This is a genomic window from Paramesorhizobium salinisoli, assembly GCF_003335045.1.
In the GTDB taxonomy this organism is placed as follows: domain Bacteria; phylum Pseudomonadota; class Alphaproteobacteria; order Rhizobiales; family Rhizobiaceae; genus Paramesorhizobium; species Paramesorhizobium salinisoli.
The window spans coordinates 637,436-664,134 of the sequence record NZ_QOZG01000002.1 but is presented as its reverse complement, the minus strand read 5'-3'; the positions used below and the strand labels follow the sequence as shown (position 1 = coordinate 664,134).

The window sequence follows — 26,699 nt, the reverse complement described above, 5'->3', positions numbered from 1 at the left end:
CGATCAGAGCTTCTCCCATGGCTTCTCTTTTCCTTCCGCGAAGCGGCCGCGGGCCTCCTCCACGATCAGTCTGTATTCGCGCATCAACGCCGCTTGCGTCGCGAACGCACCCGTTGGCAGAGCGCCCGGGTCTTCCTGCTGGTTCTGGAACGCCGCCCTTCCCTCAAGCTCATCCCAGAATCGTTCGCCTGCATCGGTTTGTCGGGCAAGAAGGGCAAGCACCAGACCCAGCACCTCGCGCTGTGCTACCAGCCGCCCCTCGATCTCCTCGTTGGATATGTCGGTCATCGCGTGGAATCCAGTTTCGAACTTCAGGCTAAACTCGCCGACCACTCCCATGTTCCCGCTCGCGTGGAACCCGTTGCATCATTTTCCGTTTCCTCCGGCAGACTTCAGCTTCGGGAGGGCATCGTGCTCAAGGCGCCGGGAAACAGCGAGAACGACTATGTCGACGTACAGGCGACGGCGCGGGCCGCGTCCCTCATCTATTGCAATGATACGGAACCGGGCATCCGGCGCCGGCGGGTGGGAAAGGGCTTTTGGTATGTCGCGACGGACGGAAGCAGACTGGACGACGGCGAGACGCTGACGCGCATAAGAAGCCTTGCCATCCCGCCTGCCTGGACCGATGTCTGGATTTCGCCTCACGAGGACGGTCATATCCAGGCGACGGGCCGCGACGCGCGGGGGCGCAAGCAATATCGCTATCACGCGCGCTGGACTATATATCGCGACGAGGTGAAATTTTCGAACCTCGTGGCATTCGCCCGCGCTTTGCCGAAGCTACGCCAGCAGGTGGACAGCGATCTGCGCCGGCATGGGGTGCCGCGCGAGCGCATCCTTGCCGCGGTCGTGTGGCTGCTCGATCGCGCCATGATCCGCATCGGCAATCCATCCTATGCACGCGATAACAACAGTTTCGGCCTGACGACATTGCGTGAGCAGCATGTGGAACTGGAAGGCTCGACCCTTCGATTGCAGTTCAGCGGCAAGTCGGGAAAGGAGTGGAACCTCAAGATTACCGACCGCCGCATCGCAAGGGTGATAAGGGCGCTGCAGGATCTACCGGATCAACGGCTGTTCCAATATCTCGATGCTGACGGCCAGCGCCATTCCGTGGCGTCGCAGGATGTGAATGATTATATCCGCGAGGCTGGAGGGCCTGCGTTCAGTTCGAAGCATTTCAGGACCTGGGGCGGCACAGTGAGGGCGGCCGGGCTTTTCGCAGGGACCGAGGTGCCGGCGACGAAAGGCGAGCACGCCCGGGTGATGAACAGCATCATTGATCAGGTCGCGGCGAAGCTCGGCAACACGAGGACGGTCTGCCGTCAATGCTATATCCATCCCGCTGTGATAGCCGCATGGAGCGACGGCCGGCTATCCCCCGAGCTGGGAGAAATCCGTCGCCGCATGCGCAAAATTCCGCAAGATCTCCATGAAGAGGAGGCGATGGTGCTGCGCTGGCTGGAGCGCCTGGAAAACGATCCGGTTTAGTGGATATTTCTATCGTGCATAAATGCGGTCGAGAACGGTGGCGACATCTACATACTGCTCTGCGACGGGAGAGAAGCGCGATCCCGCTGCCAGCCTTCTTGCCCAATCGACGGCCGCCATTCCTCCCCAGGCATCCGGAGGGTTGATCAACGTCTGTCTGCTTGTGCCGGTAAAACGCTCCGCTTTGAAATCGTAGAAGGAGCCACTGACATTCGAGAACGCCAGGGCGCCGTTCCGTCCATAGAACGTCGCCGAGATATCCGCATCGCATCCCGCATGAAGGCGCCATGAGCAGGCAATGCGCACAACCGCGCCTGTTTCGAATTCGAGCGTCGCCACCGCATGATCCTCGACCCGGTCTGGATTGCCATAAAGCCGCTCGCCTTCCGAAAAAAGCGAGCCTGAAACCTGTGAAACCGCAGGGAAATCCAACGTCCAGAGTGCAAGATCGACCAGGTGAATGCCCAGATCCATGACGCAACCCCCGCCGGAAAGATCCGGATCGTAGAACCATGGCTTGTCAGGCCCATAGGCGTTGTGAAAAACCAGTTCCGCCGCATGGACAGCCCCTATTTCGCCGCTCTGGATGCTGTCGCGGACACATTGCATCGCGGCGGTGAAGCGGTAGGAGAGATCGACCCCCAGCAGCCGGTCAGCCTCCCGCGCAGTCCTGACGACTTCTTCGACCTCGGTTGCCGTTCGGCCGAGAGGCTTCTGACAGAACACCGCCACCCCACGTTTCAAGGCGGTGATCGACTGGGCAGCGTGCAGCGCACTCGGCGTCGCGATCACCACCCCGTCTAGATCCATCTCCAGCAATTCGTCGAGCGATGCAGCCGCTTCTGCACGGGGCGCGATTTCCCTGGCGGCAGCCGCCATTTCCGGCGAAGGATCGGCGATTCCAGCCGCTTCCGCGTAGCCGGATTCCATTACAGCCTCCATGCGCTGACGCCCGATCCATCCGACGCCGAGAAAGCCGAGCCGGGGCCGCTTCAGACCTGGAGCGGAGGACGTTCGTGGCTGCGGGGCAGCCTGGGCAAGGATGGTCATGGCATCATCACCAGTGCTTTCATGAAACCGTCGGGTCGGTCTCTCGTTGCGTTGAGTGCCTCGTCCAGGCGCGACAAGGGAAAACGATGGCTGTAAAGCGGCATGGGATCGAGCGCTCCGGAAGCCACCGCCCTGACCGCTTCGCGCATGCCCTCGATATAAACCGCGCGGTCCCGTTCATGCGCATTGATGACATCTAGGCCCCGCCAGTTCCACAACTGCATATTGACCTGCCGTGGGCCATCCTGGTGATAACCGGCGATGATGAGCTTGCCCCGTTCGCGGGTGATCTCGGCGGCTAGATCGAGCGGCCATTGCTTACCCGTCGCCTCGATGACGCGGTCGCAGAAAACACCACCGGTCAGCGATTTCACCTTGTCGATGATGGCATGGTGATCGTCGAGCTCGATCAATTCCGCTGCGCCCATCCGCTTTGCCATATCCAGGGCGAATCTTCTTCGTGAAATCGCGATGACATGAGCGCCCGCGCGGGTAGCCAGTTGACAAAGCAGCGCGCCGATGAAGCCGACGCCGACGATGGCCACGGTCTGGCCGGGCTCTATTTCGCTGCGGCGGAAGATATTCATCGCGCAGCCGAGCGGTTCTCCGGGGAAAGGGAAATCGGCCATCTCGGGCGGTAGCTTCACCACGGCTTCGGCATCGCCGACGTCGTATTCGGCGTAGCTGTGGTAGAACAAGGCTGCGACACGATCGCCGATCTCGATCTCCCGGACATCCGACCCGACCGCATCGATGATCCCCCAGCCCTCATGTCCGAGCCCGCCGGGTTCGGTCGGAAAGCGCATCCATTCTGGCCCGGCCCAGGGCACCAGATTGGAGGCGCATACCCCGCATCCTTCCAGCCTGACACGCACCTGCCCTGCATTTGGCTCCGGCAGCGGTGCCGCCTCGATGCGCAATATGCCCGGTCCGGTGATCACGGCGGCGCTCATGGTTTGTGGCGGGGAAATCGAGTCGGGCGTCGTGGGTCTGTTGAGTGTGGTGTTCAGGGTCATGCCGCCATCCGCTTTTCTGCGCAGTTCCGAAACAACCGAACAATGCAGAGCGAGACATGTTCCCGCGGCTGCGTTTCCAGCGGGAGGAACGGAGACAGTGTTCGGGCGTTATATCCATGGAATTGCAGCCGGAAACGCTTTCCTGGTGCGGCTGCGGCGAAAGTGAGGCCACTCATGTCAAAGCGAATATGCGTGCTTCTGCTCGGTCTGTTGTTGCTGGGGAGCACATCTCTGTCCGCCATGGCTGCGGAGAACAAAACCAGCGATCCAGATCAGCCAAATCCGAATGAGAGCGGGCAAGTCCCGCAGGATTGCCGCGCCGATCCCCAGGCCGGACAAGGCAACACGAAGCCTGAAACGCAGGAGAGCATGGCCAAGCGGCTCGAGCGCTGCAAAGGCGTGTTGAAGCCGCCGCCGACTGGCGACAGCCAAACGGACCTACCGCCGCCCGATACCGGCAAGACACCCATCATCCCACCCGGCGCCATCCCGGGCCAGCCGGCGAAATGAGCGGGCAGGACAAGGGCCGGGGTGGGTCACAGCAATGAGCAGCAATAACAGGCCGAAGCGTGCATCCAGTCCGCCTTCCGGCGGGACGCAAATGCGGGCCTCAGCCGGAAAATTGCTGAGGGACGGCGGGCGGGCGGTGGGGGGAGCATTAATATTTTCGCTACCGATGCTGATGACCATGGAAATGTGGTGGCTCGGCTTCTATGCCGATCCGCTGCGCTTGTCGGCGTTGATTGCTGTCGCGATCCCGCTGCTCATCGGTCTTTCGCATCGCATTGGTTTCAGGCACACGGCAAGTTGGCGCGATGTCATCCTCGATGCCGCTTTCGCGCTCGGTATCGGCGTGTTTACGAGCATAACCGCGCTGGTTCTGTTCGGCGTCATCCGGTTCGGCATGTCGGCTGAGGAAATCGTCGGCAAGCTATCCTTGCAGATGATTCCGGCAAGCATAGGCGCGCTACTGGCGCGGGGCCAGTTCGTGGCGGCTTCGGATGAACCCATTCAGGAGCAGCAAGATACCTATGCGGGAGAAATGTTTTTGATGGGGGTGGGGGCGCTATTCCTGGGCTTCAACATCGCACCGACCGAGGAAACCGTTCTGATATCCTATCAGATGACGCCGTGGCACGGGATCGCGCTGGTCCTGCTTTCGCTTTTGACCATGCATGGCTTCGTATTCGCCCTTGGGTTCCATGGCGGCACGGAGCTCTCGCCGGCTACACCGTGGTGGAGCGCGCTCGTCCGCTTTACGCTGCCCGGATATGTGGTCGCCTGCTGCATCAGCCTCTTTGTTCTCTGGGTATTCGGCCGCCTTGATGAACTTCCGCCCGAACAGATTGTCATGACCATGATCGTCCTGGCGTTTCCTTCAGCCGTCGGTGCGGCGGCCGCACGGCTGATACTTTGAGGACAACGAAGGAGCAGACCATGGCCGGAAAAACCGAGCAGCCCAAAGCGAAGATGCCGAATGCGGCAGTGAAGGAAGGAGCGGCCCATCCAGTCGAATGGATCGTCGGCGCGATTTCCATGCTGATCATCTCAGGATTGCTCGGATTTCTTCTTTACGACGCGATTTTCGCCCCATCCGAACCGCCGCGATTCACCTATGACATCGGAAAAACCAAACGCACCGACGGCACATTCCGGATACCCGTTGCGATTACGAATCGCGGAACGGAAACAGCTGCCGGGGTGCACCTGCGCGGGACACTGGAGAGGAACGGAGCAGTTGTGGAGACCTCCGAGATCGAGTTCGATTATGTGCCGCGGAACTCGATGCGGGACGGTGTCCTATTCTTTAGCGCCGACCCGGACACGGCTCATCTGCGCCTCATGGTCGTGGGATATGATAATCCTTGACGTCGATTGATGTCAGGAATGATCGTGGAAGCCCCACGATCATTCCTTGGATTCCCGCTCGATGAATTTGTTGAACCGGCTTTTCCCTCCGCCCGCCGCGGTGTCCTAATAGAGAAACGCCAGATCGTTCTCGTCGAAAATTGCGAAGAACTCATCCCACGAAATTTTCTCCAGGCCTTCCTCCGGCTCGCCGAAATCGATCCTCAATATTCCGCCCGGCCCGGATGTCTTGACGCGTGCGGGATGGCCGTCTCTCGCCTCGGCCCATTGGCGGATGGTGTCATGATCGGTGGTGGTTTTGGCTTCGCTCATCGGTCTCTCCCGGGATTTTTCCTGACGAAAATACATCCGATGCCAGGTGCATGAAGCGGAAAATTCGGACCCGGGGAAACCAATAACCGCGTAAAATGTTCCTTTGGTTCCGACTTCCCTCCGCCGGCTTCCCTGTCGTGCACATCCTTACCCAACGCCATCATCTTGTTCATCAACTTCGGGAACAAACGTCTGCCGTTGCTGTTCGATGGGAAAGATTACTGATTTCAATTCCATATGAGGAGCCGGCGTGAACAAGAAGATATTGATCACCGGAGGATGCGGTTTCATTGGCCGCCATCTCACCGACGAACTTCTGGAAAACGGCTATGACGTCCGCGTCCTGGATGGCCTGGTCGAACAGGTCCACGGGGAGGAAGCAGCCACGCGCGATAGCCGCGTCGACTATGTCTTCGCCGATATCCGCGACCGCGATGCCTTGCGCAGCGCCCTTAACGGAATCGACCAGGTGGTGCATCTCGCCGCCGAGGTAGGCGTTGGCCAGTCCATGTATGAGATCGCCCGCTATGTCTCAGCCAACGATCTCGGCACCGCGGTACTGCTTGAGGAACTGATCGAGCTTCCCGTGGAGCGCATCGTCGTCGCCTCTTCGATGAGCGTCTATGGCGAGGGCCTGTACCGCAATGAACAGGGCGAACTGCAAAGAGCTGTCCGTCGCGAGGCGAGGGCTATCGGACCGGAACGCTGGGACCCGACGGGCGCAGACGGACAACCGCTGACCCCGGTCCACACCGATGAGCAAAAGCCGGTCGATATCGCCTCTATCTATGCGCTTACCAAATATTGCCAGGAGAAGTCGGTCCTCATCTTTGCCCAGGCCTATGCCCGCCAGGCCGTAGCCCTCCGTCTGTTCAATGTCTTCGGGCCGGGCCAGGCCCTGTCCAATCCCTATACCGGCGTTCTCGCCAATTTCTCGGCGCGCCTGGCGAACGGACAAAGCCCGATGATCTTCGAGGATGGCGAACAGCGGCGTGATTTCGTCCATGTAAGGGATGTAGCCCGTGCATTCCGCCTGGCGCTGGAGCAGCCACAGGCCAATGGCCACGTGATTAATATCGGCAGCGGTCGTTCCTACACCATTTCTGCCGTCGCGCGGCTTCTGGCGGAAGTCATGGGCGTGCCCGAGATCGAGCCCGAAATTCTCCAGACCGCCCGCTCCGGCGATATCAGGCACTGCTTTGCCGATATCGCAAAGGCCGGCGAACTCCTTGGTTTCCAGCCGCAGCTTCACCTGGAGAATTCGCTCAGCGAGTTCGCGGAATGGGTTCGCCATACCCGTGCGGTCGACAAGGGAGCCGAAATGCGGCGCAACCTAGAGGTACGGGGATTGGTGACATGAGCGACCGCGATCTGGCCGCCCCCTCTTTGGCCGGCAAGGCCGAGCCTGTCGTGATCACGGGGGGCAGCGGGTTCATAGGCTCCAATCTGGCCGATAGCCTGCTGGCAAGCGGCGAGGAGGTGGTGATCCTCGACAATCTTTCACGGCCCGGCGTCGATCAGAATCTGAGTTGGCTGAAGGAGAACCACGGCCCGCGCGTCCATACCCTGATCGCCGACATCAGGGACCTCCAGGCCATAGAGCCGGCATTCGCCGATGCGAAGGCGGTGTTTCATCTTGCCGGCCAGACCGCTGTGACGACAAGTCTGTCGGAACCTTTCCTCGATTTCGATGTCAATGCGCGCGGCACGCTCAACGTGCTGCAGGCGGCGCGTCGGTCGAAACACCCGACGCCCGTCATCTTCGCCAGCACCAACAAGGTCTATGGCGCGCTCGACGATCTCAAGCTTATCGAGCGCGAAGATAGATACGTCCCCGCCGCGCCCGATATCTATCATCATGGGATCGGCGAGGATCGCGGCCTTGATTTTTGCACCCCTTACGGCTGTTCCAAGGGAGCGGCAGACCAGTACGTGCTCGATTACGCCAAATCATTCGATATCCCCACGGCGGTGCTGCGAATGAGCTGCGTCTACGGTCCCCGGCAGTTCGGCAATGAGGATCAGGGTTGGGTAGCGCATTTCCTCATTCGCGCATTGGAAAACCAGCCGATCACCATCTATGGCGATGGCAAGCAGGTGCGCGACATTCTCCATGTCAGGGACGCAGTTGCCGCCTATCGGACGTTGCTGCGGTCGATCGACAGCGTAAGGGGGCAGGCGTTCAACCTGGGTGGCGGCCCCGCCAATGCCGTCAGCCTCAGGCATGTTCTCGGCGAGATCGCTCAGATCACCCGGCGTGAATGCGTCATCGAACACGCGGACTGGCGGCCTGCGGACCAGGCATATTTCGTAGCGGATACGCGATCGCTTCAGCGCCAGCTGGAGTGGAAGGCAACTATCGCCTGGCGTGATGGCCTGCGCGATCTCGCCGCCTGGCTGCGCAGCAACAGGGGATTGGATGCGCCCCTTTCGGGCCGGGAGAGGATTTCAGCATGAGCCTGTCTGCCCTCCATGACGGGAAGTCACGGCACAGCGCGGCTCATACCCGCAGGCCCGCAGAGTTGCGTGTTCTGATGACTGTGGACGCGGTGGGGGGCGTTTGGCGCTACGCCATGGATTGCGCAGAGGCATTAAGGGAATTCGGCATCTCCACCCTGTTCGCCGGATTGGGGCCGCAGCCCGGCCCCGAGCAGAGGCATGAGGCCGAACGGATCGGAGAACTGATCTGGCTGGACCAACCGCTCGACTGGATGACCGATGACGAAGCCGCGCTTGAGACCTTGCCTTCGACACTCGAACAGCTGGTTGAAAGCCATCGGATCGACATCCTCCACCTCAATCTGCCGTCACAGGCGGCCGGTCTGAAGCGTGATATTCCCGTCGTGACGGTATCGCATTCCTGTCTGGTCACCTGGTGGGAGACGATGCGAACAGGACCGTTGCCCCGCCATTGGCATTGGCATCGAAGCCGCAATGCGAAAGGCTTTGCGCGTGCCGACGCGATCGTGGCGCCGAGCTGGTCTCATGCCAATGTCCTGACGCACTGCTATGGACCGCTTCCCCGCATGTCCGTTGTTCCCAACGGAAGTGCGGCCACCTTCGCATATGGTAAGAAGCAACCTTTCGTCTTCGCTGCCGGTCGGTGGTGGGATGACGGCAAGAATGTCTCGGTGCTCGATGCGGCCGCCGAAAAATCGTCATGGCCTATCCAGCTGGCCGGACCGCTCGGGGGTCCGAATGGCCAGACAATCGTCTTGCAACATGCTCAGAGCCTCGGCAGCCTGCCGCATAGCGAGGTTCTGGATCTGGTCCGCCGCGCCGGCATCCTCGTATCGCCCTCGCTTTACGAACCGTTCGGGTTGGCGGCGCTGGAGGGAGCAAGAGCCCGGACGGCGCTCATCCTCTCCGACATACCGGTCTATCGCGAATTATGGGACGAAGCGGCGATCTTCTTTGATCCCGCCAAACCGGATCAGCTTGTGGAGGCGATCGCTTTGCTGGCCGGCGATGCGGATTTGCGCAGCCGGATGGGGGAACGCGCCTGGACGCGATCGCTCGACCTTACACCTGACAACCAGGCGCGCCGGATGGCCGCAATCTATCGAGAACTCGCGCCGAACATGGCCCGGCAGTCAGTATCGGAGGCGTGATGCGTTTCATTTTTTACACTCATTCGCTCGTTTCCGACTGGAATCACGGCAATGCGCATTTCCTGCGTGGCGTGATGCGCGAGTTGCTGGCGCGCGGCCACAAGGCCGTGGCGCTGGAACCGGAAAATGGCTGGAGCCGGGTAAATATGATGAGAGATCAGGGCGCAGTCGCCCTTGATCGTTTCAGCCGCGAGTTTCCCGAGCTCACGTCCTTTACCTATGGTCCGACTTTTCCGCACGAGGAAGTCCTGGCGGGCGCCGACGTCGTCGTGGTGCATGAATGGACGGACCCCGCATTGGTGAGGCGGATCGGCAGGATAAGGGCCGACGGGGCCGCTTTCACGCTTCTCTTTCACGATACCCATCATCGCGCGGCATCGGCCACGACGGAGATCGCCGACCTTGATCTTGACGACTACGACGGTGTCCTCGCCTTCGGCGAAACGCTGCGTGAGCGCTATCTCAGGGCGGGTTGGGGCAGGCAGGTCTTCACCTGGCACGAGGCCGCCGACACGCGATTGTTCAAGCCCCGCCGCGAGGCCGGGCAGGATGGGGATGTCGCCCGTGACGCCCCCCGTGACGTCGTATGGGTTGGAAATTGGGGAGATGGCGAGAGAACCGCTGAAATCGAGGCTTTCCTCACGGGTCCGGTCAGACGCCTAGGCCTGAATGGAACTGTCCATGGTGTGCGCTATCCCGAGGATGCACGCGCCCGGCTCGCCGCAGCCGGTCTCGATTATCGCGGCTGGATCGCCAATGCGGATGTTCCCGAGGTCTTCGCGCGCCATCGCCTTACGGTGCACATTCCACGTCGGCCCTATACGGAGGCGTTGCCCGGCATTCCGACGATCCGCATGTTCGAAGCGCTTGCCTGCGGCATTCCGCTGATTTCCGCTCCCTGGGCCGACAGCGAGGGACTGTTCCGGGAGGGTCGCGATTTTCTCTTCGCCCGCGATGGCGAGGAAATGGGTTCGCTGATGAGGGATGTCATCGCCGACCGCGACCTGGCCGCCGCGCTTTCGGCAGCGGGGTTGGAAACCATCCGTTCCCGTCACACCTGCGCTCACAGGGTTGATGAGCTTTTCACGGTGCTCGACAGGCTGGGGACGCCGAAAACACGGGGGAAGATTGCCGACACGCTTTCGGCACTGTTGCTGCAGGAGGAACTGAAATGAAAATTGCATTCTACGGGTCAAGCCTGCTTTCCTCCCGCTGGAACGGCGCGGCTACTTACTATCGCGGGATCATCAAGGCGTTGGCGGCGCTTGGCTATGATGTCACGTTCTATGAGCCTGATGTCTATGGCAGGCAGCAGCATCGCGACATCGATCCACCCGACTGGTGCAAGGTCGTCGTCTACCAGCCGACGCAGGCTGCGATGAAAGCGGTGACCGCCCGCGCGGCCGAAGCCGATATCGTGGTCAAGGCGAGTGGCGTCGGTTTCGAGGACGATGCCCTGTTTGAAGAAATTCTCAATGCGGCAAGCCCGCACGCGCTCACCATCTTCTGGGATGTGGACGCGCCGGCCACATTGGCCTCATTGGCCGCCGATGGCGACCAGCCGTTGCGGGGGCAACTCGGGCGCGTCGATCTCGTGCTGACCTATGGCGGCGGAGATCCTGTCGTCTATGGCTACCGCGCGCTCGGCGTTTCCGATTGCATCCCCATATACAATGCGCTCGACCCTCAAACCCATTATCCCGTGGCACGGGATCCGCGTTTTGTCTGCGATCTCGCCTTCCTCGGAAATCGCCTGCCGGATCGTGAAGAGCGCGTCGAGGATTTCTTCCTGTCAGCGGCCGAGATGCTGCCGGAGCGCACCTTCCTGCTCGGCGGTTCGGGCTGGGAGGACAAGCCGATGTCGCCGAATGTCCGCTATATCGGTCATGTCGGCACGGCTGATCACAATGCCTTCAATGTCTCGCCGAAAGCTGTGCTGAATATCAGCCGCGCCAGCATGGCTTCGAACGGGTTTTCCCCCGCCACGCGGGTGTTCGAGGCAGCCGGCGCGGGCGCCTGCCTGATCACGGACGCCTGGGTGGGGCTCGATCTTTTCCTCAAGCCGGGGGAGGAGGTGCTGGCCGCCCGTGATGGTCAGGATGTCGCCGATCTTCTGGACGGGTTGACGCTTGCACGGGCCATCGAAATTGGCAGGCAAGCGAGGGAAAGGGTGCTGCGCGAACATACCTATGACAGGCGGGCCGCCGAGGTCGACAGGATCATCCGCGCGCGTGTTCCCGGGAGTGCGCAAGGAATCCGGATGGAGGCTGTGGGATGACGCAACCATTCACATTGGTCGTTCTTGGGCTTTCCCTCTCGTCCTCCTGGGGTAATGGCCATGCGACCACCTTCCGCGCGCTCCTACGTGGTTTGCGCGAGGACGGGCACAGGATCCTCTTCCTCGAAAGAGATGTCCCCTGGTATGCCGAGCATCGCGATCTTCCCGATCCCGATTTCTGCACGCTTGAATTTTATACCAGCCTTGAGGATCTGCGCCGTTATCAACCAGCGATGGCCAGTGCCGATGCGGTTGTCGTTGGGTCATTCGTGCCCGAGGGCGTCAAGATCATCGATTTCGTGGCGGCGATCGCACCGAAAGCGCTCTGCTTTTACGATATTGACACGCCGGTGACGCTCTCGCGTCTCGATCAGGGCCATGAGGATTATCTGTCAAAGCGGCAGATACCCCTTTTCGACGTCTATTTCTCATTTTCCGGCGGAAAGGTGCTCGACCTCCTGGAAAATCGCTACGGTGCAAAGCGAGCGGAGGCGCTGCATTGTTCGGTCGATCCCGCTCAGCATTTCAACACCGGTGAAGCGATCGAATGGGATCTCGGTTATCTCGGCACCTATAGTTCCGACCGCCAGCCAGCGCTGGAAAGGCTCCTGATTGAACCGGCCCGGCGCCTTCCCGATTTGCGTTTCGTCGTCGCCGGCGCGCAATTTCCCGACGATATCGACTGGCCGGCCAACGTAGAGCGGTTCGAGCACCTGCCGCCCTCCCGGCATGCCTCCTTCTATAGCCGCCAGCGCTTTACCTTGAACATCACGCGCCGCGATATGATCGATCTCGGCTGGTCTCCGAGCGTGCGGCTTTTCGAGGCGGCGGCCTGCGGCACGGCGATCATCAGCGACCGCTGGCGGGGGCTCGGTGAACTTATGCCGGAAGATGAAGCCATTCTCATGGGCGACACGACCGAGGAGGTGGTGCGCCATCTGACATCCTTGCCCGAAACCAAACGGCAGGCCATCGCGGAAGCCGCGCACAAAAGGGTTCTGACTGCCCATACCGGCCGGGCGCGAGCAAGGGAAATGATAAACGCCATCGAAGGCACAAGGCCCGTGCTTTCCCATTCCATAGCCGTCCGGTGATTTTTCCCGGACGATGTAAAAAAGGTGAGTGAGCTCATGAATGGAATTCGGAAGAAGAAAAAGGCAAAGACTGTTCTGGTTGCTGGGGGAGCTGGATTTGTGGGCTCGCATCTCTCCGATGCGCTTCTGACCGACGGTCATTTCGTCATCTGCGTCGATAGCTTTCTGACCGGGGCCGCCGCGAATATCACAGCGCTGGAAAACCATCCGCGTTTTCGCCTGATAGAGCACGATGTCTGTGAGCCGCTGACAATCGATGGAGAGATCGACGAGATATTCAATCTCGCCTGCGCCGCATCGCCGCCGCGTTATCAGGCCGATCCCGCGCACACCATGATGACGAGCGTCGTCGGAACCGCCAATCTCCTGCAACTCGCTGAGCAGCATGGCGCGACCTTCCTTCAGGCCTCGACGAGCGAGGTCTATGGTGACCCGCAGGAGCATCCGCAGAACGAGTCCTACCGTGGCCATGTGAACTGCACGGGCCCCCGCGCCTGCTACGACGAAGGCAAGCGCGCCGCCGAATCGCTGTGTTTCGATTTCCTGCGGGCGGGCCGTGTTGATGCCCGCGTTGCGCGCATCTTCAACACCTATGGGCCGAGGATGCAGAGCGACGATGGCCGCATCGTCTCCAATTTCATCATCCAGGCGCTGGAGGGCAAGCCACTGACGATATACGGGACGGGAAAGCAGACAAGGTCCTTCTGTTATGTCTCGGACCTGATCGCGGGCCTGCTGGCGCTGATGCGGGTAAAGCCAAATCCTGGCCTGCCGGTCAATCTCGGTAATCCCGGCGAATTTTCGGTGCTTGAACTGGCGCAACTGGTTCAGGAGCATATTCCGACAGGCTCCCCCCTCCAGTTCGTTGCGCTGCCGGAAGATGACCCGCAGCGGCGACGGCCAGACATCGGGCGCGCGCAGGCATTGCTGCAGTGGGAGCCGAAAATACCTCTGGAGGAAGGGTTGGTCCGCACGATCGAATGGTTCGCCACGTTTGCTGATTATAACGATAGCCAAGGGCGGACGGCAGCAAGGACAGCACCGACATCGAGCCCGGCGGCGGGCGCATATCAGCATGCCGTCGGTAAATAAGGGGTACTCAGTTGCGGTTGAGGAAAACCGCAACACTGCCCAGGATGACGCAACCGATAAGGATGGTGATCAGGACATAAACCACCACTGCTGCCGGTTGCCTGCGGCTTACGCCGACAGGATCGGTCCGTGCTTCCACTTCGATGGCACGCTCTTTTTCGCCGGGAGGATTTCCCGCTGCTTCCTCGTCCGTCCCCATTGGCGCGGCTGCCGGGTCTGGATAGGGCACCTTTTCGCGAGTTGAGCCCCTATCGATATCTTCCCGCATCCGGTCCACCGTGGGCGGGGCATTTCGGCTATCTGCAACGTTTTTCGCAGCCATGTCTAGGATCTCCCTGATTACACGCTCCAACGTCGCCCTGAGCCCGATGTTCCCATGTGTGGTGTGCGATATCCCGGGAACATCAGCCTTTGTCAGGCGTTTGCCAAAAGAAATGGAGAACGACCATGACTCGAAGGATACCTCCCGCTCCCCCCGAAAACCGCTCTCCCAAGGGTACCGGTGATGAAAAGAAGACCATCGTCAGCGATCAAAAGGCGGACGGCGGCGCCGAAAACCCGGAAAAGCGCGGCCAATCAGGGAATACGAAGATCAATACTACCCATCAGGGCTATCAACAGGATCGCTGAGGTGAGGGATGTCGACATCGAAGAAAACACCAGCATCTATCCGGCAGGGCGGCCCCGGCGCATCGCATGAGAATGCCAAGGAACCGTTCAAAATCGAGAAGCCGCCGGCGGATTCCGATCGCCGTACCAAGAGCAAGGTTTCCGGCGGTGGCGGCGAAAGAGACAGCCACCATACGCACGATCCGCTGAGAAAAGCCGGCAAGAAGGTCTGACACGCACGAACAAGTGGAAAAAACCAATGGCAAAGGCAGACAAGAAGCACATTGGGTCGGGCGCTCAGGGCAAAGGCTCTGGAGAAGGCGCGATGACCGATATCGACAAGGATAAGATCGAGGAAAATGCAGTCCTGTCAAACAGGGACAAGGCGCAGCATACGCGAGAGCGCGGACTCGACAGCAAGGAAATTGAAACCGAGCAGTTTCATGATCACCCGGGCAACCGGATGACTGATGACTAGACATCGCTTCGTTTGCCGGGAGCGGGTTCTATGAACCGCGCTTAATCATCCGGCCGATTCTTGTGATGCTCGCTTTCCTGATGTTCGCCACGCAGCATGCTGCGATTATCTGTCTCCGCCTTTTTGCGGGCGGCGGGAGAATGGGTCTTTTCCTGGTAGGCTTCGCGCACGGGTTTCGGCGTGTTCAAATCTGTGCTGGGACCGAAATCCTTATCGGCATTCGCCGTATTCTCCCGTTTTTCAATGATGCGCAGCTGCTGATCATGGGTTTTTGGTCCGGTCATGATTTACCTCATTTATTGGTGCGTCCGGTCTGCCGGGGATTGATGCCGTCGAGCCGCGTGGTGTCGTTTTCGACGTCGCCCTCAAACGTAACTTCACCTTCGAGCAGTGTGTCGTCGCCCTCTTTGATCGTCCCCTTCGAAGTCCCGATACCGGGATTTCTCTTCAGGTCGGCATCGTTTGGAATTTTCCGTTTTGGATGTTTGTTTCCGGTCATTGCTCAACTCCATTTCCTATCGGACGAACGGCTCGCCGACGCGAATGTTCCGATCAAATTGCGGAAGAGCCCGGGGTTAAAGAGGGTTCCGGAACCTTAACCAGTGTTACGCGGTTGATAGGCATCAGCGTTTCAGCAGCAATGGGTTGTTCATGAATGATCTTCGAAATACCCCCCGCTCCGTTTATTCTGACGCCAGAGAGGCGGATACGGAGATTTTCGACAAGGCAAGGAAACAGGCTCCCGCCCCTGCCGGAACGATGAACATGGCTCGTCCTCCCGCATCCGAGCCGATCATCCGTGAGGGCCGCAATGCATGGGCTGTCCGGAGCGCAGAAAAAGTTGCCTTTCTGGTCGACAGCGAAATTTATTTTCGCCATGTCGAGCAAGCCCTCTCTCATGCCACGAGGAGCATCTGGATCGTCGGATGGGATTTCGATCCAGATATTCGATTGCGGCCCCACATGGATCCCCAGGGAGAAACCTTGGGCGGGTTGCTGCGCCGGCTGGTCGACGCAAACGAGAAGCTGGAAATTCGCATCCTTGTCTGGTCCATGGGACCGATATATTCGGGCAAGTCGCTGAAGCTCTATATCGAACATGAATGGGCCGATCATCCCCGCATTCATCTGCGGTTCGATTCCAGGCATGCGCTTCGCGGGTCGCACCACCAGAAAATGGTTTGCATCGATGATATGATCGCCTTTGTGGGCGGCATCGATCTGACCCTCGGGCGCTGGGATACAAGCGACCATCCCGCCCGGTCGCGGCATCGTGTCACCCATAGAGGCGATGAATACGGCCCTGTCCACGACGTGCAGGCAATGGTCTCCGGCGCTGCCGCTCGCGCAATCGGCGATCTGACGCGTGGCCGTTGGAAGCGGGCGACCGGCGAAACCATTGGCTCTGCCGAAGGAGCGGCGCCGATCTGGCCGGATGGCCTGGCTTACGAAATATCAGCCTGCGATGTAGCGATAGCCCGCACTGAACCGCCGCTCGCAGGCCAGCGCGGCCGCCGCGAAACTATCCAGCTTACCGCTGACGCTATCGCCGCCGCCAGGAAGTCCATTTATATCGAAACGCAATATCTCGCGTCCTTCGTGGTCGGCAAGACTGTGGCCAAGCGGCTTGAGGAGCCTGACGGGCCGGAAGTCGTCATCCTGACCACATACAGTTCCCGCGGTTATCTCGAGCAGGTCGTGATGGGCCATAACCGCAACAGACTGATCCGCCGCTTGAAGCGGGCCGATAGATTCGGCCGCCTGCGGGTGGTCTATGCGGTGGTTCCGCAAGCCGATGGCGGGGAATGCGAAGTTCTCATCCACTCAAAGGTGCTGATTGTCGATGATCATTTCATCCGCATCGGGTCGTCGAATCTGAACAACCGCTCGGAAGGCCTCGATACTGAATGCGATATCGCCATCGAAGCAAAGACCGACGCGCACAGACAGATCATCATCAGCTTTCGAAACCGGCTCGCCGCCGAACATCTCGATGTGACCCCGCAAGCTTTCGAAGCAGCATTTGCCCGCACGGGCTCGCTGGTCGCGACGATCGATGATCTGAATAGCCGACCAAGGGGCGTACGGCCGTTTCCGATCAGCGCCTCAAACGGCAAGACGACGCCGCTCATCGGCACGGGACTGCTCGATCCCAAAAAGCCCTTCTGGCCTCTGCAGCGGATATCCGGATATATCGGTTCGCTATTCTCAAAAATTCTCTGATGGCCTTTCCCTGGGCGCTCCTGCAGGAAAGGTCCTACCCCTCGGCGTCTTGCGACCTTCACGTTTGCGCAGCACATGCTCGCTGATGAGGAACAGGGGCAATCCGAGCGTGAGCGGGATCAGGAAATAAACCACACGAAAGGCGATCGCTGCGCCGATGGCGGCCGCACCGGGAAGAGAGTAGATGACGGTCGCCTCAATGACGCCGATGCCGCCGGGAACATGGCTGATGATGGCGGCTGCATTGGCCGTGGTGTAGATCGCCACGATATCCAGATAGTTCATATCCGTGGTTGCTGCGACCAATTGGTAGAGACAGGCGGCAACGAAGGCAAAATTCAGGGTTCCGATGAGGATTTGGCCAACCGCCAGACGAAAGGACGGCAGCTCCAGCTTCCATTTCCCGTATCCGAACGGCGTGCGGATACGGGCTGAGAGGATCAGGTAAAGCGCGGAAAACAGAAGGCTCGCGATCGCCACCGCCTGAATGGCGGGCCGGCTGAGATTGGTCAGGCTTCGGGCATCCGCCGGATAGAGCAACAGTCCGATGCCGCCCAGCGTCGTCAATCCGAGGCAGACGGTCATTCCGGTGAAAACGACGATCTTGGCAACATCGCCGGCGCTCAGGCCCCAACGCGAATAGAAGCGATAGCGGATCGCTCCGCTGCTCAGCGCCGCCACACCGACATTATGGCCGATGGAGAGGCTGATGAAGGAGGTGAGCGCGATCCTGCGATAGGCAAGCCTCTTGCCGATATAACGCACCGCCAGCGTATCGAAGCCAGTCAGGCAGAGATAGGAGGCTGCCGCAAAGCCTAGCGCCGTTATCAGCCTGGCAAGCGAGATGGCCTGAACGGATTTGATGATCTCCTCGAGGCTGTACTGGCTGACCGCGCGATAGAGCAGATAGGCCGCGCCACCGATCATCAACACAATGAACAGTCTCAGGAGAAGCCGATAAGCGGTCATGATCCTTCTTTCCAACCATATAGCCCAACATGTTGGCCAAGTATGTGAATACGCAGCCGGTATCTCTCGGGAACGAACCGGAGAAGCTAGCGTTCCCATCCGATGAACTCAGTCCGCACAAATTCCGATCCATCAGGCATCTCGCCGTGCTCATCTCTGAAGGTCCTCACCTATAATGTGCACAGTTGCCGGGGGACCGACGGCAAGGTCGATCCCGCGCGGATCGCCAAAGTGATCGCGCATTGCTCGCCCGATATCATTGCACTCCAGGAAGTGGATGTCGGGCGCGCACGCACGCAAGGCATCGATCAGGCGCGGATCATCGCATCGCATTTGCGCATGGAAGTGCACTTTCACCCCGCCCTGCATCTGGCCGACGAACAATATGGCGACGCGATCCTCACGGCCCTTCCGTCGCGTCTCATAAGGGCAGGGCCGCTGCCGTCTATCGGTGAGCCGCGCGGCGCCATCTGGGTATCTGTCGACCTCGGCGGGACGGAACTGCATGTGATCAATACGCATCTCGGATTGCGTCGACGTGAGCGCATGAACCAGGTGGTGACGCTTCTGGGGCCAAGCTGGCTCGGAAATCCAGTGTGTCAGAATTCACCGTTCGTCCTGCTGGGCGATTTCAACGCCAGACCCTCCTCGCTCGCCTATCGCACTATCGCTCGGCAGGCGACGGACGTACAACTCGACGCCAAGCCACGGCCGCAGGCGACGTTCCCCTCGCGTTTCCCACTATTGAGGCTTGATTACATTTTCGTCGGAAACGGGATCGTCTCGCTTGAATCACAGGTCTGGTCGAATGCGTTGACGCGTAGCGCCTCGGACCACCTGCCCTTGGCGGCAAAGATTTCCGTACCGTTGCGACCCTTGCAGGAAATCACACGGGAAGGCGGCCTGGAAGCAGCTATGCCTTGATACGTCTATGCAGCCATCTTGCGGCAACTCTCGGCGCAGGCACGGCAAGCCGCCACGCATTCCGCCATGTCGCCGATACGTTCGCAATCATCCGCGCATTGGAGGCAGATCTCGGCGCACTCACGGCAGACATGTTTGTGATGCTCGGAACCAAGCAGCATGAAATGGGCCGCACCGCGACATATTTCAGCGCACGCCATCATCAGCGTGAAATGTTTTCGCTCGGTATGTTTGCCGCCCATTTCCAGGCAATGCCCCATCGCGGTCGACAGGCAAGCCTGATAACAGCGCAGGCATTCATCGATACAATGTTTCATTTCGGGATCGATATGGTGCATGGCAGTTCTCCCAAGGTGAATGCGTGTTGGGTCTGCAGATAACCTGATCTGTGCTGGATCGTTCCTGGATTGACCGCAGTTTGCGGAACAATTTTCTCGCGCAAAGGTTCTCGGATAATATACAGATAAGTTAAAGAGGGAGAGAGCCGTGTTCGTCACTTTGGCCTTTTGCCACGGGTAGGCGCCAATACCGCATAGAAGAATGGAAAGATCTTGCCTGAAATAGTGGAACTCACGCACTCCTGGGAAATTTTCGGGAATCGCCTCTATTTATGGGGTCTGGCGCTTCTTGCCTTCGTTCTTGTCTTTGGCGTGACGACAAGATTGCGATCGTTTATCGACAATCGGCTCGTCGCTGACGGCAGAGCGAGGAGAAATTTACTGGTGCGGGTCCTTCTGGCGCTTACCAGCCGGACCTATCGGTTCTTTCTGGCAGCAGTCGCATTATGGATCGCAGTGCAGTTCCTTGTTCTGCCACCGCGGGCCGATCGCCTGATTTCGGGCATTGTTCTGGCGGCAACGATGATCCAGCTCGGGCTTTGGGGCAGCGCTTTCGTCAGCCTGTGGATCGAAAATCATCTTCTGGGGCCGAGCCAGCCGGACCCCGCTCGGTCAAGTGCCGCTCAAATCGTGCGGATCATGGGACTTTCGGTTGTCTGGTCCGCAGTCGTGCTGGTGATGCTCAGCAATCTCGGCATAGACATAACCGGTCTGGTGGCCGGCCTCGGCATCGGCGGCATAGCCATTGCTTTTGCCTTGCAGAGCCTTCTCAAGGATCTGTTCGCGTCCCTGGCGATCATTCTGGATAAGCCTTTCATCGTCGGCGACTTCATCACCTTCGACGGTTCCATGGGCACAGTCGAAAAGGTCGGGTTGAAGACAACGCGCATTCGGGCCTTGTCCGGTGAGCAGCTTTGCGTCGCTAACGATACGCTGCTGAACGCGCGATTGCACAATTTCAAACGGATGCAGGAACGCCGCGTTGTATTCGATCTGCACACGCACTCCCGGGCGCCAATAGCAAAGCTCCAGGAATTGGCGACTCATATCCGTAAGGTGATAGAGGCAATCGATAAGACGCGCTTCGACCGGTCCCATCTGGCTGAATTCGCCCAGACCGGACCTCGTATTGAAACGGTCTATTACGTACTCAGCGCCGATTATAACGTCTACATGGACATCCATCAGAAAATTCTGGTGCAGGTCGCGCAATGGTCTGAAGACAATAATTTGGAGCTGGCCTCTCCAGCCCAGCGCGTCCTGGTCGATCGCGACACCGTGGAGCAGTTGCTGGAAGCATTCGCCGCTGCAAGGTCGAAGCAGGACAAGCCGTTGATCCACTGATCCGGGAACAGCCTGCCGAGGAACTTTCCGGGACAGCCGGCGTTTGGACCATTGAAACCGCCGGAAGACTGCCGGAAGACTGGATGAGGCCGATGCAGAATCAAAGATTGTTCGTAGGGTCGATCATCATTGCGCTGATAGCCGTCATCGCCATCGTTTCGGCCGCCCAATTGTCGGGTAACGAGCCGGATAAGAACATGCCGCCGCACGCGCTGGATCAGTCCAATTGATCGAGGAGATATCCTGCTATGGAGGGACGCTGTTGTTTTATTCGCCGACCGGTAGCATTATCCTCGGGCGGCTCCAGGAGCCGGAGCCGGAGCCGGAGATAAAATCCGGTTCATACTTCGCGATTAACCCATTTCGGTAAATCTAGGACGGGAGACACTTATATGGAACAGGCTGGCGTCGGCTGGATCGCAGCAATCATCATCGGTGGCCTCGCAGGTTGGCTCGCTGAAATGTTCATGAAAAGCAATATGGGCCTCTTCATGAACATCATCCTCGGTATCGTAGGAGCCATCCTTGCAAATGCGGTTCTGGGCATCTTCGGCGTTACGCTTACCGGCTGGATCGGCTATCTCGTCGCGGGCTTCATCGGCGCATGTGTTTTGATCGCTGTCGCCCGGTTCGCCAAGCGATAGAAGCCGCATGACCATTGCGTGATTTCCTTAATCGAAACCGATTAAGGGCATTTTGAACAGGGGGGCGAAGTTTTCTCGCCCCCCTGTTCATGCGCTGATCGCCGGATCAGAAGCCATTCTGATCTTCCAGATTTGGTGACGCGTCGGTGAAGCGGTGTGCAGCCGGATTGTCCATTGGGTCGGACACATAATTGCCCATACGGTGTTGCGAGACGCCCGTTTCGCCAATATCACTTGTCGCCGTATAGTCGATAGCACCGAAATGGTCCGCATGGTTCATGACGGGCTGAGCGCCGGAACTGGCGATTGGCTGAGTCGGATCCTGCAGGTCGGCTGGAATCCCGAAATTCGGGTTTTCGGCGAAAGCTGCGCCAGCACTGAAAGCCAGAGCTGCGATGGTAAGGGCAAAAGTCTTCATTATACCTAATCCCTGCTTCTGCGACGGAACCATTTCGCGTCGCCATGCGGGGAAACTGCCATGCATTCCGGCAGGTTTGAAAGTAAAAATACACCAACTGGTTGCGTTTCTTTATAGCTGGTTAAGAATCGGCTCCACTCTATAAGAAATGTATTTCATATTATTTTCAGTATAGAAGAAAGTTATAATATAATTTCACATATCACCACCACAATGAATTGCGTGCATATTTATAATATTACAATTCGCGATCTGCAAGGCGCAGGCTGAAAATTTCATCGCTCGATGTTCGAAAGTCAATTAGGATACAAGTGATGAAATGCGTTCAAAACAACTTCACGAGCTGAGTTATGATTAGAATAAAAGCTGCTGCGAGCGCAGCCGTATCTCTACGAAGAAATTGATCTACGCTCGCTACTTGGGAATATTCAGAATAAGGTGGTGATTTCTATTCTGAGATTTCCTTCAATAACCACGCGCCGCGCCGGAAGCTGCACGGCTGTCAATTGCGCCGTAATAGCGACTGCTATCGGCTTTGCCCATATCGGCGAGGCTCTTGCCGCCAACCAGTATCCCCGCGGCTTTGCCCCAGATCGTCCAGTTTTCGTCTATATCGATGTCATGCCCCATGCCCGCAAGCACGCGGCGCGTATCGGGCGACAGGGCGTAAGGCTCCATATAGATCTTGTCGGGCAGCCATTGGTGATGGATGCGCGGCGCATCGATTGCTTCCTGGATATTCATGCCATGGTCGATCACATTGATGATCGCCTCAAGCGTGATGGTGATGATGCGCGCGCCGCCGGGGCTGCCGATGACCATGAATGGCTTGCCGTCCTTGGCGACGATCGTCGGGCTCATTGAGGACAGCGGCGTTTTGCCAGGTGCTATGGCATTCGCCTCGCCCTGTACCAGCCCGTAGAGATTGGGAACGCCCGGCTTCGCGGTGAAATCGTCCATCTCGTTGTTGAGTAGAATGCCGGTTCCCGGCGCAACGACTCCGGCGCCGAACGAGCCGTTCAGCGTATAGGTGACCGCAACAGCATTTCCATCATTGTCGATGATGGAATAATGCGTGGTTTCCGTGCTCTCGCCAAAGCCTTTCGGCATCAATTCCTGCGATATGCCGGCCTTGAAGGCGCTGATCTCCTCGCGGATTTTCTGGGCATAGCCCTTGTCGAGCAATTTCCCGATAGGGTTTTCGACGAAATCCGGATCGCCCAGCGCGGTGTTGCGGTCGACATAGGCGTGGCGCATTGCTTCGATCATGACATGCACCGTGTCGGCCGAGCCATAGCCGAGATAGGAGATCGGATATCCCTCGAGGATATTGAGGATCTCGCAGATGATCACCCCGCCCGAGCTGGGCGGCGGCGAGGAAAAGATGTCATAGCCGCGATAGCTGCATTTCACCGGCTCCAGCTCTCGAACCTTGTATTGTTCGAAATCCTGCCTTGCGAGAATCCCCTTCCTTTCCTGGCTCGCCTTCACGATCGCGTCGGCAATTGGCCCCTTGTAGAAGGCGTCGGGTCCCAGTTCCGAGATGCTGGAGAGCGACGCGGCGAGATCCGCCTGAACCAGCGTCTCACCGACCGCATGGGGCTTGCCGTCGGATTTGAGAAAAATGGCTGCGGCGGCCGGGTCCTTCACCAGCGTCTCTGCGTTTTCGGCTAGCGAAGCGGCATCGCCTTCGTCCAGGACGAAACCGTCCCGGGCAAGCTTGATCGCCGGCGCCATCAACTCCTCTCGCGATTTCGTGCCATATCGCGTCCTGGCGGTCTCGAAGCCGAGGACCGATCCCGGCACGCCGACGGCAAGATAGCCATCGGTGCTGAGACCCTTCACCGGATTGCCCTTGTCATCGAGATACATCGTCTTGGTCGAGGCGAGCGGCGCGCGTTCGCGAAAATCGAGGAAAGTCGTTTTCCCGTCCTTGAGGCGGATGGTCATGAACCCGCCACCGCCAATATTGCCCGCTTCGGGATAGACAACTGCCATGGCATAGCCGACGGCAACGGCGGCATCCACTGCGTTGCCGCCATTCTTCAGGATTTCCACGCCGATATCCGACGCCAGATGCTGGGCCGTGACGACCATTCCATGTTCGGCTTCGACCGGTTCTGGAGATGCGGCTGATGCCTCCGCCAGCGGCGACACGCTGAGAGCAAAGGCGAAGAGGACGGCAATCGCTTTTCTACAGGGATCGTACATGTTCATTCCTCCGGAGATTATGCTCTATTCGGAGCATGTTCGTGGCTGCGCGTCCAGTGCAAGTCCAAGAAAGTGGAGGCCTGTTCAGTCGAGAAAGCGGTACATGCTTCTCTGTCCGGATGGCGAGGGCGGTTAAGGACGACATGAAATAACGGGTGGTAGAATTTCTGTTCGGCTATGGCATTCGCCGCGTGGAACGCCTAAATAGCGGTTCAAGCCGATATTTACGCGGAAACGGGAACGCCATGGATTATGGCTCCATGATGAATATTGCCATCGGGAAGACTGGTTTATGAAGCCTGATTATTATGAGACGCTCGGCGTTGCCAAGGGCGCGGACGAAAAGACCCTGAAAAGCGCCTTCCGTAAGCTTGCCATGCAATTTCACCCGGATAAAAACCCCGGAGATCACGAGGCGGAGCGCAGGTTCAAGGAAATCGGCGAGGCATATGAAACGCTGAAGGACCCGCAGAAACGGGCCGCCTATGACCGTTTCGGCCATGCCGCTTTCGAGCATGGCAACGGTTTCGGCGGCGGCGGCTTCGGCGCTGCCGGCGGCTTTGCCGATATTTTCGAAGATATTTTCGGCGAGATGATGGGTGGCGCACGCCAGCGTCGCACCAATGGCCGCGAACGCGGCGCCGATCTTCGCTATAACATGGAGGTCTCGCTGGAGGAGGCCTATAGCGGCAAGACGGCGCAAATCCGGGTGCCGACCTCCATGGTCTGCGAGGATTGTTCCGGCACGGGTGCCAAGCCCGGCACACAGCCCGTGACCTGTTCGATGTGCGGCGGCGCGGGACGCGTGCGCGCGGCTCAAGGCTTTTTCTCCATCGAGCGGACATGCCCGTCCTGCAACGGTCGCGGCCAGATCATCAAGGACCCCTGTGCGAAATGCGCCGGCCAGGGCCGCGTCACCCAGGAGCGTTCGCTATCCGTCAATATTCCTGCCGGCATCGAGGACGGCACGCGCATCCGTCTTACCGGCGAGGGCGAGGCAGGGCTTCGCGGCGGCCCATCTGGCGATCTCTATATCTTTCTCTCCATCAAGCCGCATGAATTCTTCCAGCGTGACGGAGCCGATCTCTATTGCAAGGTACCCATCTCGATGACCACGGCGGCACTTGGCGGCCAGTTCGAGGTATCGACGCTCGATGGCACGCAAACGCGGGTGAAAATCCCCGAGGGCACGCAGAACGGCAAGCAGTTCCGCCTCAAGGGCAAGGGAATGCCCGTCTTGCGCCAGCCGGTAATGGGCGACCTCTATATCCAGATCGCCATCGAGACGCCGCAGAACCTGACCAGACGCCAGCGAGAGCTTCTGGAGGAGTTCGAGAAGATCTCCTCAAAGGACAACAGCCCGCAATCGAGCGGCTTCTTTTCGCGGATGAAGGAGTTCTTTGAAGGAATTGGCGAATAGGTTATAATTCAGACCACAAACTTGCCAAGACGCTTTGCTTTTGTCAGGTGATGCGTCATAAATCTGCCCAATAACGACATTCAGGAGCGGTACGACATGGCAGGGCCACTCGGCAAGAGACTAGCGGAGAAGTTCGACGAGGAAATCCGTTTCTTCAAGGGCTGGATCGATGGTCCCAAGGCGGTCGGCGCGATCCTGCCGACCAGTTCGGTCACCGCACGGCGCATGGCGAGCGTCGTCGATCCTGATTCCGGCCTGCCGGTGCTGGAACTCGGACCGGGCACTGGCGTCATTACCAAGGCGATCCTGCAGCGCGGCGTGAAGCCGTCCGATATCTATTGCGTGGAATATTCGGAGGATTTCGCCCGCCATCTGCGCGAGGATTTCCCCGAAATCAACATCATCCAGGGCGATGCCTTTGATCTCGACACGACACTCGGCGAGCACAAAGACCTCATCTTCGACAGCGTCATCTCCGCCGTGCCGCTTCTGAGCTTTCCGGTCGAAAGGCGGGTGGCGATCCTTGAGGATCTGCTGAACAGGATTCCCGAAGGGCGTCCGGTAATCCAGATCACCTACGGGCCGCTGTCGCCGATTCCGCCCGGACGCGGAAATTATATCGTCCAGCATTATGATTTCGTCATCCGCAATGTTCCCCCGGCGCGGCTATGGATCTATAAGCGCGGACGCACCTGATCTTTCTCCCGCAGGACAAGCATGGCTCCCAGGATTCTCGTCTTTTCCGGATCGATCCGCTCGGGCGCCTATAGCAGCAGGACGGCGGATGCCGCGATGAAGGAACTGGCGCTGCAGGGGGCCGAGGTGACGCGCATCTCGCTTGCCGATTATCCGCTGCCGATCATGGATGAGGATCTGGAAAAGGAAAAAGGCGTCCCGGAAAACGCCATGAGGCTCGGGCGCATGTTCGCAGCCCATGAAGGGCTGCTGATCTGTTCGCCCGAATATAATTCCTCCATCCCGCCGCTCCTGAAAAACACCATCGACTGGGTCAGCCGCATCTCGCGCGATGGAGAGCGGGCGCTGAAGCCCTATGCTGGTAAAATCGTCGCGCTCTGTTCCTCGTCGGACGGCAATTTCGCCGGGATTCGCGGCCTTTATCACCTGCGTTCGGTGCTGATGAATGTCGGCACGCAGATCATCACCGAGCAATGCTCTGTCGCCCGTGCCTCAGAGGCCTTCGACGACGACGGCTCGTTCAAGGAGGAGCGCATGGCCAGGACAATGGGAAAGGTTTGCCATTCCCTGATCGAGCATGTGCAGATGGCATCGTTGCGGCGCTGATGT

The 26,699-nt window shown here is 59.0% G+C and carries 33 protein-coding genes; 22 read left to right on the top strand and 11 right to left on the bottom strand.

The window, feature by feature from the left end; translation table 11 throughout:
- Positions 1–3: 3 nt before the first annotated feature.
- The gene (locus DUT91_RS06735; RefSeq protein ID WP_147272164.1) at positions 4–288 is read right to left on the bottom strand and encodes a hypothetical protein; all 285 of its coding nucleotides are present in this window, start codon (positions 286–288) and stop codon (positions 4–6) included.
- 123 nt (positions 289–411) lie between these two features.
- On the opposite strand from DUT91_RS06735, the gene DUT91_RS06730 reads away from it, so the two are divergent.
- The gene (locus DUT91_RS06730; RefSeq protein ID WP_114439693.1) at positions 412–1,494 is read left to right on the top strand and encodes a DNA topoisomerase IB; all 1,083 of its coding nucleotides are present in this window, start codon (positions 412–414) and stop codon (positions 1,492–1,494) included.
- 9 nt (positions 1,495–1,503) lie between these two features.
- Here the strand turns inward: DUT91_RS06730 and DUT91_RS06725 are convergent, their stop codons facing one another.
- Positions 1,504–2,544 carry a Gfo/Idh/MocA family protein gene (locus tag DUT91_RS06725; protein WP_114439559.1) on the bottom strand — a complete coding sequence of 347 codons (1,041 nt, stop codon included), beginning with the start codon at positions 2,542–2,544 and terminating at the stop codon, positions 1,504–1,506.
- Positions 2,541–3,497, bottom strand: coding sequence for an MDR/zinc-dependent alcohol dehydrogenase-like family protein (locus tag DUT91_RS06720; RefSeq protein ID WP_114439692.1), 957 nt, complete (start codon positions 3,495–3,497; stop codon positions 2,541–2,543). The genes DUT91_RS06725 and DUT91_RS06720 overlap by 4 nt, the downstream gene beginning before the upstream one ends.
- A gap of 237 nt (positions 3,498–3,734) precedes the next feature.
- Between DUT91_RS06720 and DUT91_RS06715 the strand changes: the two genes are divergently transcribed.
- Genes DUT91_RS06715 through DUT91_RS06705 form a run of 3 tightly spaced genes read left to right on the top strand, consistent with a single transcriptional unit; the run spans position 3,735 to position 5,429 of the window.
- Positions 3,735–4,070: a hypothetical protein gene (locus tag DUT91_RS06715; RefSeq protein ID WP_147272163.1), complete on the top strand. Its 336-nt coding sequence runs from the start codon at positions 3,735–3,737 to the stop codon at positions 4,068–4,070.
- 34 nt (positions 4,071–4,104) lie between these two features.
- Positions 4,105–4,977 carry a TIGR02587 family membrane protein gene (locus DUT91_RS06710; RefSeq protein WP_342634441.1) on the top strand — a complete coding sequence of 291 codons (873 nt, stop codon included), beginning with the start codon at positions 4,105–4,107 and terminating at the stop codon, positions 4,975–4,977.
- 20 nt (positions 4,978–4,997) lie between these two features.
- Positions 4,998–5,429, top strand: coding sequence for a TIGR02588 family protein (locus tag DUT91_RS06705; RefSeq protein ID WP_114439556.1), 432 nt, complete (start codon positions 4,998–5,000; stop codon positions 5,427–5,429).
- Between the two features lie 105 nt (positions 5,430–5,534).
- Here DUT91_RS06705 and DUT91_RS06700 read toward each other — a convergent pair whose 3' ends face one another.
- The gene (locus DUT91_RS06700; protein WP_114439555.1) at positions 5,535–5,741 is read right to left on the bottom strand and encodes a hypothetical protein; all 207 of its coding nucleotides are present in this window, start codon (positions 5,739–5,741) and stop codon (positions 5,535–5,537) included.
- Positions 5,742–5,991: 250 nt separating this feature from the next.
- Here DUT91_RS06700 and DUT91_RS06695 point away from each other — a divergent pair, with 250 nt between their 5' ends.
- The 7 genes from DUT91_RS06695 to DUT91_RS06665 are packed head-to-tail and all read left to right on the top strand — an operon-like array spanning position 5,992 to position 13,816.
- Complete coding sequence (locus tag DUT91_RS06695; RefSeq protein WP_114439554.1) at positions 5,992–7,101, top strand: NAD-dependent epimerase/dehydratase family protein; 1,110 nt, start codon at positions 5,992–5,994, stop codon at positions 7,099–7,101.
- On the top strand, positions 7,098–8,198 hold the full coding sequence (locus tag DUT91_RS06690) for an SDR family NAD(P)-dependent oxidoreductase (RefSeq protein WP_245419581.1): 1,101 nt from the start codon (positions 7,098–7,100) through the stop codon (positions 8,196–8,198). The genes DUT91_RS06695 and DUT91_RS06690 overlap by 4 nt, the downstream gene beginning before the upstream one ends.
- A complete protein-coding gene (locus DUT91_RS06685) occupies positions 8,195–9,352 on the top strand; it encodes a glycosyltransferase family 4 protein (protein ID WP_114439552.1) in 1,158 nt (385 codons plus the stop codon). The genes DUT91_RS06690 and DUT91_RS06685 overlap by 4 nt, the downstream gene beginning before the upstream one ends.
- Entirely contained in the window at positions 9,352–10,527 is a 1,176-nt protein-coding gene (locus tag DUT91_RS06680; protein WP_114439551.1) for a CgeB family protein, read from the top strand. The genes DUT91_RS06685 and DUT91_RS06680 overlap by 1 nt, the downstream gene beginning before the upstream one ends.
- A complete protein-coding gene (locus DUT91_RS06675; protein ID WP_114439550.1) occupies positions 10,524–11,630 on the top strand; it encodes a CgeB family protein in 1,107 nt (368 codons plus the stop codon). The genes DUT91_RS06680 and DUT91_RS06675 overlap by 4 nt, the downstream gene beginning before the upstream one ends.
- Positions 11,627–12,724 (top strand): CgeB family protein, encoded by a 1,098-nt coding sequence (locus DUT91_RS06670; RefSeq protein WP_114439549.1) that lies wholly within the window; start codon positions 11,627–11,629, stop codon positions 12,722–12,724. Before DUT91_RS06675 ends, DUT91_RS06670 begins: the two co-directional genes overlap by 4 nt.
- A gap of 36 nt (positions 12,725–12,760) precedes the next feature.
- Positions 12,761–13,816, top strand: a complete 1,056-nt coding sequence (locus DUT91_RS06665) for a UDP-glucuronic acid decarboxylase family protein (RefSeq protein ID WP_114439548.1) — start codon at positions 12,761–12,763, stop codon at positions 13,814–13,816.
- Between the two features lie 7 nt (positions 13,817–13,823).
- On the opposite strand, the gene DUT91_RS06660 is transcribed toward DUT91_RS06665, so the two are convergent.
- Entirely contained in the window at positions 13,824–14,138 is a 315-nt protein-coding gene (locus tag DUT91_RS06660) for a hypothetical protein (RefSeq protein WP_114439547.1), read from the bottom strand.
- Between the two features lie 125 nt (positions 14,139–14,263).
- On the opposite strand from DUT91_RS06660, the gene DUT91_RS06655 reads away from it, so the two are divergent.
- The 3 genes from DUT91_RS06655 to DUT91_RS06645 are packed head-to-tail and all read left to right on the top strand — an operon-like array spanning position 14,264 to position 14,903.
- Positions 14,264–14,446, top strand: a complete 183-nt coding sequence (locus DUT91_RS06655) for a hypothetical protein (RefSeq protein WP_114439546.1) — start codon at positions 14,264–14,266, stop codon at positions 14,444–14,446.
- Positions 14,447–14,454: 8 nt separating this feature from the next.
- Entirely contained in the window at positions 14,455–14,658 is a 204-nt protein-coding gene (locus tag DUT91_RS06650) for a hypothetical protein (RefSeq protein ID WP_114439545.1), read from the top strand.
- Between the two features lie 26 nt (positions 14,659–14,684).
- A complete protein-coding gene (locus DUT91_RS06645) occupies positions 14,685–14,903 on the top strand; it encodes a hypothetical protein (protein ID WP_114439544.1) in 219 nt (72 codons plus the stop codon).
- A 41-nt stretch (positions 14,904–14,944) separates the two neighbouring features.
- Here the strand turns inward: DUT91_RS06645 and DUT91_RS06640 are convergent, their stop codons facing one another.
- Positions 14,945–15,187 (bottom strand): hypothetical protein, encoded by a 243-nt coding sequence (locus tag DUT91_RS06640; RefSeq protein ID WP_114439543.1) that lies wholly within the window; start codon positions 15,185–15,187, stop codon positions 14,945–14,947.
- A gap of 8 nt (positions 15,188–15,195) precedes the next feature.
- Positions 15,196–15,402, bottom strand: a complete 207-nt coding sequence (locus tag DUT91_RS06635; RefSeq protein WP_114439542.1) for a hypothetical protein — start codon at positions 15,400–15,402, stop codon at positions 15,196–15,198.
- Between the two features lie 152 nt (positions 15,403–15,554).
- On the opposite strand from DUT91_RS06635, the gene DUT91_RS06630 reads away from it, so the two are divergent.
- Positions 15,555–17,126: a phospholipase D-like domain-containing protein gene (locus tag DUT91_RS06630; protein ID WP_114439541.1), complete on the top strand. Its 1,572-nt coding sequence runs from the start codon at positions 15,555–15,557 to the stop codon at positions 17,124–17,126.
- Here the strand turns inward: DUT91_RS06630 and DUT91_RS06625 are convergent.
- A complete protein-coding gene (locus DUT91_RS06625) occupies positions 17,112–18,095 on the bottom strand; it encodes a lysylphosphatidylglycerol synthase domain-containing protein (RefSeq protein ID WP_114439540.1) in 984 nt (327 codons plus the stop codon). The two genes, DUT91_RS06630 and DUT91_RS06625, sit on opposite strands and share 15 nt — an antisense overlap.
- Positions 18,096–18,197: 102 nt before the next feature.
- Here DUT91_RS06625 and DUT91_RS06620 point away from each other — a divergent pair, with 102 nt between their 5' ends.
- Entirely contained in the window at positions 18,198–19,019 is an 822-nt protein-coding gene (locus DUT91_RS06620; protein ID WP_114439539.1) for an endonuclease/exonuclease/phosphatase family protein, read from the top strand.
- A 5-nt stretch (positions 19,020–19,024) separates the two neighbouring features.
- Here the strand turns inward: DUT91_RS06620 and DUT91_RS06615 are convergent, their stop codons facing one another.
- Positions 19,025–19,357 carry a four-helix bundle copper-binding protein gene (locus tag DUT91_RS06615; RefSeq protein ID WP_114439538.1) on the bottom strand — a complete coding sequence of 111 codons (333 nt, stop codon included), beginning with the start codon at positions 19,355–19,357 and terminating at the stop codon, positions 19,025–19,027.
- 213 nt (positions 19,358–19,570) lie between these two features.
- Between DUT91_RS06615 and DUT91_RS06610 the strand changes: the two genes are divergently transcribed.
- The 3 genes from DUT91_RS06610 (at position 19,571) to DUT91_RS06605 (ending at position 21,345) form a co-directional block, all read left to right on the top strand.
- Positions 19,571–20,701, top strand: coding sequence for a mechanosensitive ion channel family protein (locus DUT91_RS06610; protein WP_147272162.1), 1,131 nt, complete (start codon positions 19,571–19,573; stop codon positions 20,699–20,701).
- A gap of 92 nt (positions 20,702–20,793) precedes the next feature.
- Entirely contained in the window at positions 20,794–20,931 is a 138-nt protein-coding gene (locus DUT91_RS25750; RefSeq protein WP_160113629.1) for a hypothetical protein, read from the top strand.
- Between the two features lie 162 nt (positions 20,932–21,093).
- Positions 21,094–21,345, top strand: coding sequence for a GlsB/YeaQ/YmgE family stress response membrane protein (locus tag DUT91_RS06605; protein ID WP_114439536.1), 252 nt, complete (start codon positions 21,094–21,096; stop codon positions 21,343–21,345).
- Between the two features lie 106 nt (positions 21,346–21,451).
- Here the strand turns inward: DUT91_RS06605 and DUT91_RS06600 are convergent, their stop codons facing one another.
- The gene (locus tag DUT91_RS06600) at positions 21,452–21,796 is read right to left on the bottom strand and encodes a hypothetical protein (RefSeq protein ID WP_245419579.1); all 345 of its coding nucleotides are present in this window, start codon (positions 21,794–21,796) and stop codon (positions 21,452–21,454) included.
- Positions 21,797–22,228: 432 nt separating this feature from the next.
- On the bottom strand, positions 22,229–23,974 hold the full coding sequence (ggt, locus tag DUT91_RS06595; protein WP_114439534.1) for a gamma-glutamyltransferase: 1,746 nt from the start codon (positions 23,972–23,974) through the stop codon (positions 22,229–22,231).
- A gap of 292 nt (positions 23,975–24,266) precedes the next feature.
- Between ggt and dnaJ the strand changes: the two genes are divergently transcribed.
- The 3 genes from dnaJ to DUT91_RS06580 all read left to right on the top strand — a co-directional run bounded on the left by dnaJ (position 24,267) and on the right by DUT91_RS06580 (position 26,696).
- Positions 24,267–25,394: a molecular chaperone DnaJ gene (gene dnaJ, locus DUT91_RS06590; protein WP_114439533.1), complete on the top strand. Its 1,128-nt coding sequence runs from the start codon at positions 24,267–24,269 to the stop codon at positions 25,392–25,394.
- Positions 25,395–25,490: 96 nt separating this feature from the next.
- Complete coding sequence (pmtA, locus tag DUT91_RS06585; protein WP_114439532.1) at positions 25,491–26,090, top strand: phospholipid N-methyltransferase PmtA; 600 nt, start codon at positions 25,491–25,493, stop codon at positions 26,088–26,090.
- A 21-nt stretch (positions 26,091–26,111) separates the two neighbouring features.
- The gene (locus DUT91_RS06580) at positions 26,112–26,696 is read left to right on the top strand and encodes an NADPH-dependent FMN reductase (RefSeq protein ID WP_114439531.1); all 585 of its coding nucleotides are present in this window, start codon (positions 26,112–26,114) and stop codon (positions 26,694–26,696) included.
- Positions 26,697–26,699 lie beyond the last annotated feature (3 nt).